The sequence below is a fragment of the Acinetobacter sp. ANC 4169 genome (assembly GCF_002135355.1).
Lineage (GTDB): Bacteria > Pseudomonadota > Gammaproteobacteria > Pseudomonadales > Moraxellaceae > Acinetobacter.
Genome location: NZ_NEGE01000007.1, coordinates 88,251 through 100,885, shown reverse-complemented (window position 1 = coordinate 100,885; position 12,635 = coordinate 88,251). Strand labels below are relative to the sequence as shown.

Sequence of the window (12,635 nt, the reverse complement as noted above, 5' to 3'; positions counted from 1 at the left end):
TCATGTATCAGCTCTATATTGCCAATAAAAATTATTCCAGCTGGTCCATGCGCCCGTGGCTGGTGCTGAAAGCTTTCAATTTACCGTTTGAAGAAATTATGCTGCCATTTCCGGCGGAGCGTAATACCGGTACTTTTAAACAGGATGTTCTGGCGATTAACCTGAATGGTAAAGTGCCGGTATTGGTCGATCATGACTTGATGTTATGGGATTCACTGGCGATTTGTGAATATCTGGCAGAACGGCATCCCGATCAGCATTTGTGGCCGCAAAATGTCAAGCAGCGGGCACGGGCACGTTGTATTGCGGCGGAAATGCACAGCGGATTTACCGCTTTGCGCAACGCCTGTGGGATGAATATCCGCGCCCATTTAGCCGATGTGGGTAAGCGTTTATGGCAGGACGATGCAGCATTACGTGACGATGTGGCCCGTATCGAGCAGATCTGGTCAGAACGTCCAGAGGTGAACGGTTTTTTATGTGGTGAATTTTCAATTGCCGATGCATTTTATGCCCCGGTAGTCACCCGTTTAATGACCTATGCCTTACCGGTCAGTGAGTCGACACAGCAGTATATGCACACCATGCTGCAACAGCCGGCCGTGAAGGCGTGGCTGGATGCTGCATTGCAAGAAGATGCCTGGGTGAATTATTTAGAGTCGTATCAGCAGAAACCGCTTTAGCAGGGCTTGGGTTCAGTAAAAAGCTCTTCCTGATAGCATTTGACCTGATTGCGTCCGCAGGCTTTAGCTGCATACAGCGCCTTATCTGCCTGGCTTAATAATTGTTGTGAATTCAGTGTTTTTCTGGATAGTGCAATGCCAAAACTTGCAGTAATCGGAATAGTTTCCCCGGAATCACTGCATAAATGAAGTTGTTGAATGGCCTGACGACAACGCTCGGCAATAATTTGAGCCTGTTCCAAAGAAGACTGATTCAGAATCAGAATAAATTCTTCTCCGCCAAAGCGACCGACCACATCACTATCCCGAATAATCTGTGACAGAACTTGACTGACCTGGATCAGGGTTTCATCGCCTTTATCATGCCCGTATTGGTCATTAATGCGCTTGAAGTGATCGAGGTCAATTAAGACCAACGCATAAGCTGTACTTGGCTTGCGTTCCAGTTTTTCCAGGCAGTAATTGATGCTGCGTCGGTTAAGCGCGTTGGTCAGCGGGTCAATCTGACTTAAATGCTGAATCAGTTTTTCTCGGTGGCGCCACTGGCTAAGTAAAATTTCAAATAAAATGAGGCAGGTAATTAAAATGGGTACGATGAAATACATCATCGTCAGCACCCAAAACATACTCTGGTAGGGCATGGTGTCCAGATGAAACAACGGACCGTAACTGATTTGACCTTGCAGACTTAAATAGCCACAAGCGAATAAAAATAATGTAGCGGGGATGAGAGCGCAATAAACGATTTTACGGTTAAACAGCACTAAGCCTACAGTGACCAGACTCATGTAAGTGATCATGCTGGCGGGACTGAGCACGCCGACGACATAGCCATCACGACATAAGGAAATGACCAAAATACCCACGGATAAATAGGGTAACCATTGCTGTACCCAAGCTTTTTTACGCCATGCCGAACATGGGTAAATCAGCCCAATAAAGATGGTCAAAATCAGGATATTCATTTCCAGCTGTAGTTTGAGCAAGGGTAAATTTACCCAGGGCCAGACTTCAGGGGATAAAAGTACAAAAATTTTCCAGATAATCCAGATTATATGCACCGAACTTCCTAAAATCAGCATCAAAATGCATTTATTCAGGACACTCCAGTTCATTACGCCCCCATCTTCTAACAGGTATTTCGCAATTTTTTCTTTGAACGAGAAGGTGTGATTCGGTGAAAAGATTGGCTTCATTCGATAGATATAATCCTTGGGTCTTTAAATCATAAATTAATGTGAATTAAGTAGATTTATTTTTAATAATTCACAACATAGCACGTTTTTTTAGCAATAGTAATGCCTGTTTTTTGTACTTTCTGGTCTCAAGAGTAGTTAGTCTGAATCATTATTGTTTTAAATATGGAACGTTGTGTTGTGTATAAGCCTATTATTCTATTTTTGTTGGGCGATTAAAATGCCTACATTGAATAAATAGAGATGAAGGTAACAGGCATGAAAGTTTTACATATCGATTCCAGTATTTTAGGTGATGCTTCTGTTTCACGCCAATTGAGTCAGGCGATTGTCACTCAATTGCAAGCCAAGCATGCAGATGCAAGCGTAGAATATCTAGATTTGGCAAAACAGCCCATTCCACATTTAACCGCTGAAATTTTGATGGGGCAAGATGCTGAACAGACAGCCTTGGGTGAAAAAATTATTCAGCAGTATCTGGATGCAGATGTCGTCGTCGTTGGTGCAGCGATGTATAACTTTGGCTTGCCCTCTACTCTAAAAGCCTGGATTGACCGTATTAGTGTGGCAGGTAAAACCTTTAAATATACTGAAAATGGTCCTGTAGGTTTGGCCGGCGAGAAAAAAGCCTATATCGCCAGTAGCCGTGGTGGTGTGTATGGTGAAAATAGCCCGGCAGATTTCCAGGAAGGCTTTTTAAAAACTGTATTTAACTTTACCGGTGTGAATGATGTGGAAATTATCCGTGCTGAAGGTGTCAATATGGGTGCAGAGTTAAAAGATCAGGCAATTGCCAGCGCTTTAGCTCAGGTAAAAAGCCTGTAATTTGCAATTCTCCAATACATGATTCCTCTTTGGTCAGCTTCGGCTGACCTTTTTTTTGAAAGAGGTTTAATCGCCGATTAAATTTAACTTTGATCGAGTGCATGGGCAAATTCAGCCAGATCGGCCATTGCCTGCTTAGCTTCATCAAACCAGGCATGGAACATCTGAAAATTGTGCCACATGCCGGTATAGAGTTTAAATGTCACCTGTACGTTGGCCTGCTCTGCTTTTTCTTTAAAGCGCTGCGCATCATCCAATAGAATTTCTTTCGATCCCACCTGTACCAGCGTTGGAGGTAATCCGGTCAAATCCGCAAACAGGGGAGAAATAGCAGGATGTGATTTATCCATAGCTTTCGGTACGTAATAATCAATCCCTGTTTCTAAGGTTTCAATAGACAATAGCGCATCATGTTTCTGGTTGAAGCGTAAGGATTCACTGGTCAGGGTTAAATCTAAAAAGGGTGACAACAGCATCAGACCACTGACTTGAGGCAGCTGTTCATCCCGAATTTTTAGCGCCAAGGCTAAAGCCAGATTGGCACCACAGGAGTCACCGGACAAAATAATATCTTTGGCCTGTATACCTTGGTCGAGCAAAATATTGTACACATCAAACAGTGCATCCAGGGCTTCAGGAAAGGGCTGTTCAGGCGCCAGAGGATAATCCACATGAATCACCTGCATTTGGGTGCGTGCCACCATGTCGGATAAAAATGCCCGATGAGTATTTAATGAACCTAAATAGAAGGCACCGCCGTGAACATATAAAATGAGTTGAGTGGCTTCATTTACTGGTTTGATTTCTTCTGCATGCAAGCCGGCAAGACGAAGAGGGCGAATGCTGACATCTTTATTCTGTGGAAATAAGCGGCACATTTGTTCTATGGCAAAACGTGCCGCACTTGGCGGTAAATTAAATTGACTTGGTGTGCGGATGGTTGTTTTTAAAAAGCTTTCAGTAATGAGTTGTTTCCATACCGGATCTATTTTCATATTCTTTCCATCTTGTTATTTATCGGAGCTTTAGTTTGCATATTTACCAACACAAGTTACAAGGTTACACTATATGGTCACATTCAAAAATTGCATTATTGTTGTGACTTTTTAATACTAAGGCCGTCTACTACTAGATTAGGGAATGAAAAAAAATGAAAAAAATTGCACTTGCATTAGGATTGCTCGGATTAACAGTTTTGGCAAATGCTGCTGATCCTTTAAATGGCACAGTTTGGAAAACGATTGACGACAAAACAAAACAACCAAAAGCAATCGTAAAATTTACTGAACAAAAAAATGGCACATTGTCTGCGAGCATTCAAAAAGTTTTGACGCCGGGCGAAGAACAGGCATGTAAGAAATGTGAGGGTCCGTATCACAATAAATCTTTAAAAGGTTTAAAGATTGTTCACGGTCTTAAAAACGTAGGTGGCACAAACTATGAGGAAGGTACTATTCTTGACCCTTCTTCTGGCAAAACTTACAAATTAAAAGGCGAACTAGCGAATGGCGGTAAAACGCTAGAATTACGCGGCTTTATTGGCGTATCCGTTTTAGGTCGTAACCAAACTTGGATTCGCGCAAACTAAGTTTGCTGAGCCAAATGGATTAAACAAAAAAGCCTGACATTGTCAGGCTTTTTTAATCTGGGTGATGCAGTATGCTTATTTTAATGACCGATACGCGTCTTCATCAAAGCCCACGATATAACCTGAAGCTGTTTCAAGCACCGGGCGTTTGATCAAGCTGTTATGGTGAGTCAGCGCTTCAATGAGGTTGTTTTCACTGGCTAATGCAACTTGTTGTTCCGTTTCGCTCAATTTGCGCCAAGTGGTGCCTTTTTTATTGAGAATTACTTCCTGACCTTTGGCATCTAGCCATGTTTTTAGCGTTTCAGCAGCAATGCCGTTTTTCTTGTAATCGTGAAATTCATAAGCAAGCCCGAGTTCATTGAGCAGATCGAAGGCTTTTTTCATTGAATTACAGTTTTTGATGCCATAAATTTTAAGCATAAGTGAATTATTCCATTTTCTATTCTGTAATAGCCTAGCGAAAATCATCCATAAGCTCTAGAGCGAATTTAAACTATTCAGGATTAGAAAATAAATGCAGATGTCATCAAACTGACATTGAAATTTGCCAATATAGTGGCATAGAGAAGAATAAATTGATTTTTGGGTTGTTATGGGGATTATAAAAAATGGCTAGCTCAAAATAGAGAAAACCCGCATTTAATCATCCTGATCATGCGGGTCTCAATTCAACGTCCATTGTCTCTTCCTTGCAAAATAAGCAACATCTGTTGTTTATTTTGTTTCATCCTACGGCGTCCTGTCCTTTTGAGTCATCCTGACTTATCCCTTTGCCGTGAAGCTATAATGCACTTAAAACACTTGTATAAAAATACACAAACGCGTCAAGTGCTGTAAGATTTTAGATGGTATAGAGTGAACATATGTTCACTCAAATAAGCATTAGATCAGATTTTATAATCAATAATGACGGGTGCATGGTCGCTAAACCAGCTGTCTTTATAGACCCAGGCATTGACGGTACGTGCTTTCCAGTCCGGTGAGCAGGCCTGATAATCGATGCGCCAACCGACGTTTTTGGCACGGGCCTGGCCGCGGTTGGACCACCATGAATAAAGTTCCGCTTCTTGACGTACTTCACGGAAAGTATCGACATAGCCAAGGTCATCATAAATATGGTCTAACCATGCACGTTCATGTGGTAAGCAGCCAGAGGATTTCTGGTTGCCTGACCAGTTTTTAATATCGATACGCTTGTGCACAATGTTGTAATCACCACAAACAATGATGGATTTATCTTCATCTCGCCATTGTTTTAAGATGTGCTGATATTGATCTAGAAAGTGATCTTTACGGGCCTGGGCTTCTTCACCCGATGAACCTGAAGGCAAATACAGTGAACAGATGTATACAGGCTTGTCTAAACCTAGATCGAATTCGGCAGAAATAAAGCGTCCTTGAGAGTCGGCCAGTTCAAAGCCCAAACCATTGGTCACAGAGACAAAAGGCAGGCGGCTATAAATGGCAGTACCGGCATAGCCTGCACGTTCTGCCGGGAACAGGTGCGTGTACCAGCCTTCAGGTCTAAATTTTTCAGTCCACTGCGCATGGGTGATCCGGCTTTCCTGCATACAAATGACATCGGCATCTGACTGTTCCAGCCAGTCAAGCAAGCCTTTGGTCACTGATGAGCGCAAGCCATTTACGTTAATTGAAACCACTCTTAGAATTTTTTGATCACTTGGATAGCTACTCTTTGGTATCATGCGCAAGTCTTACCTCTATTTATGAATTTTGGAGCACCTCATGACCTCGCCAGCTCAATTTAACCCTCAAGCTTTTATCGAACTTGCATTATCACGTGGTGTGCTTAAATTTGGTGAGTTTACTTTAAAATCGGGTCGTGTGAGTCCTTATTTTTTTAATGCCGGTCTGTTAAATGATGGTGAGGCCTTGTCACTTTTAGCTTCAGGCTATGCTGCAAAATTAACTACATGTGAAAATGTGGAAGTGATTTTTGGCCCTGCATATAAAGGTATTCCGTTTGTAGCGGCAACGGCTGTGGCATTGTCTCAAAATCATGGTGTGAGCGTACCTTGGGGCTTTAACCGTAAAGAAGCCAAAGATCACGGTGAAGGCGGTGTATTGGTTGGTGCTTCAGTGGAAGGTAAAAAAGTCTGGATCATTGATGACGTGATTACTGCGGGTACTGCCATCCGTGAAGTAGTGACTATTCTTAAAAATGCCGGTGCGCAAATTGCCGGTGTATTGGTGGCTTTAGACCGCCAAGAAAAAGGTCAAGGCGAATTGTCTGCAATTCAGGAAGTGCAAAAAGAACTCGAAATTCCAGTTCACGCTTTAATTACCATGAAAGATTTGATGGACTTCCTGGATGCTAAAGGCGAGAAAGAAGCTTTAGCAAAAATGGAAGCCTATCGTGTGAAATACGGTATCTAAATAATTCTGAGATTCAAAAAGGAAGCTGAGGCTTCCTTTTTATCACTTTTAAATTTATTCAGCGCTAAGACGGGAAAAGCTTAAAAGAAAATTTCCCTTTTCCTCAGGCTCCGTATATGTCTAGCTCTTTTAAAGTTTTACGACCCTGAAAATTCGATATTTCCGAGCAAAAATTCTGCTTTAAACTGAGTCCCAATAAAGATATCTAATATATTGTTGAATATTCAACAAATTATATAAAATGCATATTGTAAGAGAGCAAAGAAAAGTTATTTTTCCTCCATTTTCTAAACTCTATACTCTAAAAGTATAGAATTTTTATATATGAAAATATTAAATTAAACAGCATTTTACTGTTAGCAAGAAATATAAAAAAATTTATAAACTCAATTTAGACTTATTTTAATCGGCTAAAAATTGTAGAAAATAGATGATTTTTCCAAAATAAATGAATGTTTATTCAGTCACATTTTCACACATCTGCAAAAAATAAAATGGTATTTTTTGTGATAGATCGTTTAACCATTAAAGTGATTTAATCAGTTTGCCTAATAACAATAAATAAATATAAAAGGGAACTGTAGCTGAATTTGGACTCTCTAATTCTTTTTATAAAAATAGGCTCGTAGAAGAAAAAAGAATTGGAGAGTTAATATTAAAAAGAGTGTATATAGCTAAATAATGAATGCCAGATATTAAGTTGGTGAAATGTAAAAAAAGATTAGAGAGGATAAAATAGAATGCGTTTTAAAATAGTTTTAATGGTCCTAATAAATTTGAAGAGGTGAGGTTGTGGCAAAAAAATACAATAAGTTTTTATCTGGCTCTGCAGATTTTAATTTAGAAAATTCTCTATATCACTGGATTACTCAAGTGCATGCTCAATATATACAAAACGTTGATCATGCATTAAAGAAATATGGTTTAGATAATTCACGCCGTCGTATCTTACTGGCATTAAAATCCAAAAATAAAGCTAGCGTATCTGATCTATCGGAAATGTTGATTTCTAAAATGTCGACCACCACTAAAGTGATCTATCGTTTAAGAGATGAAGGATTAGTGAATACTTATTGTTGTGAAGATGATGCCCGAATTACCCGAGTATCATTAACAGATAAAGGACAACAAACGATTCAGAAAATTAATGATCTTAGCCTGATTGTTTTAGAACCATCCTTTGATGGTTTAACACCGCTACAAATTGAGAAAATGCTAGATAATCTTAAACATATTTTTAAAAATCTTGCCCCCTTATAATTAATTGAACTGAATGGATTTTAAGTAAATTAATAATGATTTTTTTTATTTTATGATTAAATATAATTTATTTTTTATTGAAAATGAGTTGGTAGTTATTATTTTAATAAAAATTTAATAGGGGTTGTTTTTAATTTTAGATAATATAATTATTATTTTATTAAATAAAGATTGGGGTGGTTGGAGTACTTAATTTTGGTTTTATTTTTAAATAATTTAATTCATCTGTGTTGGGGTGTTTAAACCATTTTTAATTTATGCAATTTAAAAATTAAAATCATTTTTTTTAATGTGGCTAGATAAGATTGTAATATTATATTTTGGATAAATATTTCATGATTTATTCTTTATCTTGAAATCATTAAATTGGGTCTTCACATTTCTTACACTCCAACATCACTCCCAACTTTTCTTTCCGTCCTTGTTCAGTGATCACCCAAGGACGGTTTTGCCACGGCGGATCATGCCGTACATGCTGAGTATGACCGCAGGCCAAATCTGCAACCCAATGCTGTTCTTCATCTAAGTGAAAACCAATAATCGCTTGCTGCATTTTTCTTTCCAAGACACTCCACATCTAAACGTTAAAATGCGGAATCGATTTTAGCAAGGCTAAAAAGGGACTTTCATCCCTTTTTAGCCTCTTTGGCATCAGTTGCGTAGGCAGTCGGGACTTGAACCGTAACAGCCACCCGAACCCATATCATAAATTGTAGAATGTCCCGGATTGCCTTTAGGACGTGGCACACCTTTAGGTACAAACAGAGTTACTGAGTGTGCTCCATAAAGTCCAGCAGGAATGGTCATTTCTTTAAGTACCACGTAGGCGCTGTCAAAATGCACATATTCCATCCCTGTTCCAGATGATTCTGTACCGCCCACAACAGGTGGGGTATGGATGTTATTTGTTCTGTTATAAGCCGCTTTCCATGCCTGAATATCTGCCCGCGTTGCCTGACGTAGTAGACCTTTTGCAACGGCATCATCAATGCCTGCCTGACCTGCCAGTGGCGCGCTTTTATCAATAATGTCATTAATGGTCTTATCATTAGATGATTTTAGGGCACTGATTAAACCAATATTGCCAATGTTGGCACGTCCATTCTGTGCTACGACCACAGTTTTAATATCTTTCTGAAGAATTTTTTGCGACAGCTGATTTAAAGTTGCTGCATTTTCATTCGACACATAACTGTAGCCGCATTGCGAATTATGTGCTGTGGTTTCCAGAACAGGCACCGAATTGGGCAAACCCAATACACGTTGGGCATGGTAGCCAGTTGCAATAACACCGACAATATGGGTGTTGGCTTCCCATTTTAGATTCCAGATGGCGGGTTCATAAGCACCCAATATCAGCACAGTAGGGCGGTTATGCTGTACATAAATATCCATTTCATTGGCTTGGTGACCACTGTCATCAATTTGATAGCGTGAGTCACGCCCTGAATAGGCGCCTGTAGCAAAGACATCAAAGTCTTGCGGTAATTTGGCTTTGAATTTACTGCATTCGGTTTCAATCGGTGGAGTATGGGTTGAGCTTTGATCATATTTTTGGCGTGTCTCAGAAACAGCAGCCATCAATGCCTGACGTAATAACTCGGTACTTTCAGGTGCTTCCTGACGATATAAACAGTCTTTAGGACGAAGATCATCAGCTAAAGTTGAAAAACATTGCCATATGGTGATGGGTTGTCCATGCTGAAATTGAGGTTGATAGAAAATTTTATGCTGTGCTAACTCGGCTGGAATCTTGTTGTGAGGCTGAATCTCGGCAGTCAATAACATACGGTCAAAATGTAAATTTACGCCGTCATCTACTTTTAAATTGGCCACAATCTGTTTTTGGATTTGGGATGACTGGCGCAGCAGGATCATCAGTTGTTGTGCGCTATCTTTGCTTTGATTTAAATATTGCTGATTCAATTGTGCGACAAACTGTTGCTTTTGAGCTTCAATATGTTGGATCAGTTGTTGTTTTTGATGTGCTTGATAGAAATGTTGTCCGGCATAGCTCAAGCCCACGACAGATAAACTGCCGATTACCCCAACAATAATTCCCGACTGAAAAGAATGTTTTGTTTGATTCATATTGAGTTCAATTTGTTTTTTTATTGAGCACAAGATACTGTAATTTAATGAAAATTAAAAATAAATTTTATATTGATTGAATTGATTTCTAATTCATAAATAGCTTTTATGGCTTGACGATAAGCATCTCGAAAAATCAGAAAACATCTGCGTCAATCTCCGCTATACTTTTCTCAAGTTAAAAATACCTGAGCCGATCGATATGCGCGTACTTGTTGTGATGGATCCCATCGAAAATGTAAACCTGAAAAAAGATTCCTCTATGGCCATGCTCTGGGCAGCATCACGCCGTGGGCATGAACTGGCTTATGCATTGCAGCAAGACTTGTATATCGAACAAGGCAAAGCCTTTGGCTTAATTTCACCACTTAAAGTATTTGAAGATTACGATCATTATTTTGAGCTAGGTGAAAAGAAAAAAGAGTCCATCGCGGCTTATGACGTGGTACTGATGCGTAAAGACCCACCGTTCGATATGAACTTTGTGTATACCACTTATATTCTGGAACAGGCCGAACGTGAAGGGGCGTGGATTATCAACAAGCCGCAAAGCCTGCGCGACTGCAACGAAAAACTCTTCGCCACTCAGTTTCCTGAACTTCAGGTTCCAACTTTAGTGACCTCAAATGAAAGTTTGATTCGCGAGTTTCTGAAAGAACAGGTGGATGTGATTGTAAAACCACTGGATGGCATGGGGGGTACAGGCATTTTCCGTTTGTATCAAGATGGCATAAATATTGGATCTACCATTGAAATGCTGACCAATAACGGTACCCGCCCGATTATGGCACAGCGTTATATTCCTGAAATTGTGGAAGGGGATAAACGTATCCTGATGGTAAATGGTGAACCAGTACCTTACTGCTTGGCCCGTATTCCGCAAAATGGTGAAGTGCGCGGCAATCTGGCAGCAGGTGGCTTGGGACAAGCGCGTCCAATTTCTGAAAATGACAAAGCCATTGCAGCAAAAGTAGGACCTTATTTGCGCGAAAAAGGTCTGGTTTTTGTCGGTCTGGATGTGATTGGCAATTACGTGACGGAAATTAATGTTACCAGTCCAACCTGTATTCGTGAAATTGATAACCAGTTTGGAACTTCAATTGCCGACGATTTATTTGCCGTTCTGGAAGCGGGTATAAAAGCTTAAGCATTATTTTGATCCATCAGAGCTCCTAAGAAGGGGCTCTTTTTATTTGTCTTATTTATTTATCCGATTTTTTATTTGGGTCGGGAGATATTGGCGCGAATTGATGGACCGGGTAAAAAAAATAGCGCACAAAATGCGGTGAACAACGCATAAAAATGTATATTTTTGCTCGATTAATAATAAAACTAGTTTAAACTTTAAAATCTGAAGAAAAAAACAATGAAACGCATGTTGAAAAAAAGTAAATAACCTTTCACGGTTATGCGTTTGTGATTACAATTGTTGGCTTAAAATCAAATCTCGTTATCCCTATTTTAGAATTGAAGAATTAGACTGTGACCGAAGCAACGCAAACAAAGCCGAAACATGTGATGATGATGGCTGCCGGAACTGGCGGGCATGTTTTTCCAGCACTTGCTGTTGCCAAAGAATTACAGCAGCAAGGGATTCAAGTGTCTTGGCTGGCAACACCAACCGGCATGGAAAACCGCTTATTAAAAAATCACAATATTCCAATTTACCAGATTGATATTCAAGGTGTACGCGGCAATGGTGCAGTACGTAAGTTATTGGCACCTTTTAAAATTTTAAAAGCCACTTTAAGTGCCATGCGCTACATGAAACAGCTAAAAGTCGATGCTGTTGCCGGTTTTGGCGGTTATGTTGCAGGCCCGGGTGGACTGGCAGCGCGTGCCTTGGGTATTCCCGTGCTTATTCATGAGCAAAATGCCATTGCCGGTTTTACCAATACCCAGTTATCGCGTATCGCAAAAACCGTGTGTCAGGCTTTTCCCAATACTTTTCCGGCAAGTGCCAAAATAGTCACTACAGGCAATCCGGTACGTAAAGAAATTACCGATATTTTAAGTCCGTCCTGGCGTTACCAGGAGCGGGAAAAAGCAGGTTTAGCGCTGCGTATTTTAATTGTTGGTGGTTCCTTGGGTGCACAGGCGCTGAATGAGCGTGTACCGGAAGCCTTAAAACAGCTGAATGTACCGTTGAATGTTTATCATCAATGTGGTCAAAACCATGCCGATGCCACGCAAGCACGCTATGTTGATAAACCGGCTTCATTAAATGTCGAGGTACAGCCATTTATTGAAGATATGGCTCAAGCCTATTCCAATGCAGACTTGATTATTTGTCGTGCCGGCGCTTTAACCGTCACTGAAATTGCTACCGCAGGTGTGGCAGCGGTTTTTGTGCCGTTACCAAGCGCGGTGGATGACCACCAAACTGCCAATGCCAAATTCTTAGCCAATAGCGGTGCTGCAAAAATTTGTCCACAAAGCACCTTAACACCAGACAGTTTAAAAGAACTTTTAGCCCCGTTGATGAATCGCCAATTGTTGTCTGCAATGGCAGTCAAGGCACGTCAACAGGCTCAACCAGATGCAACCCAACACGTGGTTCGTTTAATTCAAGAATTGTAATTAGAGTAATAT

The 12,635-nt window shown here is 40.3% G+C and carries 13 protein-coding genes; 7 read left to right on the top strand and 6 right to left on the bottom strand.

Annotated features, from left to right (window positions below; genetic code table 11):
• Positions 1-2 precede the first annotated feature (2 nt).
• Positions 3-683, top strand: a complete 681-nt coding sequence (locus B9T26_RS07100; protein ID WP_086199023.1) for a glutathione S-transferase family protein — start codon at positions 3-5, stop codon at positions 681-683.
• On the opposite strand, the gene B9T26_RS07095 is transcribed toward B9T26_RS07100, so the two are convergent.
• On the bottom strand, positions 680-1,879 hold the full coding sequence (locus tag B9T26_RS07095) for a GGDEF domain-containing protein (protein ID WP_086199022.1): 1,200 nt from the start codon (positions 1,877-1,879) through the stop codon (positions 680-682). The two genes, B9T26_RS07100 and B9T26_RS07095, sit on opposite strands and share 4 nt — an antisense overlap.
• A gap of 258 nt (positions 1,880-2,137) precedes the next feature.
• Here B9T26_RS07095 and B9T26_RS07090 point away from each other — a divergent pair, with 258 nt between their 5' ends.
• Positions 2,138-2,704: an FMN-dependent NADH-azoreductase gene (locus B9T26_RS07090; RefSeq protein ID WP_086176386.1), complete on the top strand. Its 567-nt coding sequence runs from the start codon at positions 2,138-2,140 to the stop codon at positions 2,702-2,704.
• Positions 2,705-2,787: 83 nt separating this feature from the next.
• On the opposite strand, the gene B9T26_RS07085 is transcribed toward B9T26_RS07090, so the two are convergent.
• Positions 2,788-3,699: an alpha/beta hydrolase gene (locus tag B9T26_RS07085; protein ID WP_086199021.1), complete on the bottom strand. Its 912-nt coding sequence runs from the start codon at positions 3,697-3,699 to the stop codon at positions 2,788-2,790.
• Between the two features lie 155 nt (positions 3,700-3,854).
• Between B9T26_RS07085 and B9T26_RS07080 the strand changes: the two genes are divergently transcribed.
• Positions 3,855-4,292: a DUF2147 domain-containing protein gene (locus B9T26_RS07080; protein WP_086176384.1), complete on the top strand. Its 438-nt coding sequence runs from the start codon at positions 3,855-3,857 to the stop codon at positions 4,290-4,292.
• Between the two features lie 75 nt (positions 4,293-4,367).
• Here the strand turns inward: B9T26_RS07080 and B9T26_RS07075 are convergent, their stop codons facing one another.
• On the bottom strand, positions 4,368-4,715 hold the full coding sequence (locus tag B9T26_RS07075; RefSeq protein WP_086199020.1) for a Spx/MgsR family RNA polymerase-binding regulatory protein: 348 nt from the start codon (positions 4,713-4,715) through the stop codon (positions 4,368-4,370).
• A 467-nt stretch (positions 4,716-5,182) separates the two neighbouring features.
• A complete protein-coding gene (locus tag B9T26_RS07070) occupies positions 5,183-6,001 on the bottom strand; it encodes an exodeoxyribonuclease III (RefSeq protein WP_086199019.1) in 819 nt (272 codons plus the stop codon).
• A gap of 40 nt (positions 6,002-6,041) precedes the next feature.
• On the opposite strand from B9T26_RS07070, the gene pyrE reads away from it, so the two are divergent.
• Positions 6,042-6,692, top strand: coding sequence for an orotate phosphoribosyltransferase (gene pyrE, locus B9T26_RS07065; RefSeq protein ID WP_086199018.1), 651 nt, complete (start codon positions 6,042-6,044; stop codon positions 6,690-6,692).
• A gap of 792 nt (positions 6,693-7,484) precedes the next feature.
• A complete protein-coding gene (locus B9T26_RS07060) occupies positions 7,485-7,952 on the top strand; it encodes a MarR family winged helix-turn-helix transcriptional regulator (RefSeq protein ID WP_086199017.1) in 468 nt (155 codons plus the stop codon).
• Between the two features lie 361 nt (positions 7,953-8,313).
• Here B9T26_RS07060 and B9T26_RS07055 read toward each other — a convergent pair whose 3' ends face one another.
• Together B9T26_RS07055 and B9T26_RS07050 are read right to left on the bottom strand one after the other, a co-directional pair.
• Entirely contained in the window at positions 8,314-8,505 is a 192-nt protein-coding gene (locus tag B9T26_RS07055; RefSeq protein ID WP_086199016.1) for a DUF3565 domain-containing protein, read from the bottom strand.
• Positions 8,506-8,603: 98 nt separating this feature from the next.
• The gene (locus B9T26_RS07050; RefSeq protein ID WP_227518783.1) at positions 8,604-10,043 is read right to left on the bottom strand and encodes a hypothetical protein; all 1,440 of its coding nucleotides are present in this window, start codon (positions 10,041-10,043) and stop codon (positions 8,604-8,606) included.
• Between the two features lie 202 nt (positions 10,044-10,245).
• Between B9T26_RS07050 and gshB the strand changes: the two genes are divergently transcribed.
• Positions 10,246-11,190 carry a glutathione synthase gene (gene gshB / locus B9T26_RS07045; protein ID WP_086199015.1) on the top strand — a complete coding sequence of 315 codons (945 nt, stop codon included), beginning with the start codon at positions 10,246-10,248 and terminating at the stop codon, positions 11,188-11,190.
• 335 nt (positions 11,191-11,525) lie between these two features.
• The gene (gene murG, locus B9T26_RS07040; RefSeq protein ID WP_086199014.1) at positions 11,526-12,623 is read left to right on the top strand and encodes an undecaprenyldiphospho-muramoylpentapeptide beta-N-acetylglucosaminyltransferase; all 1,098 of its coding nucleotides are present in this window, start codon (positions 11,526-11,528) and stop codon (positions 12,621-12,623) included.
• The last annotated feature ends 12 nt before the right edge of the window (positions 12,624-12,635 follow it).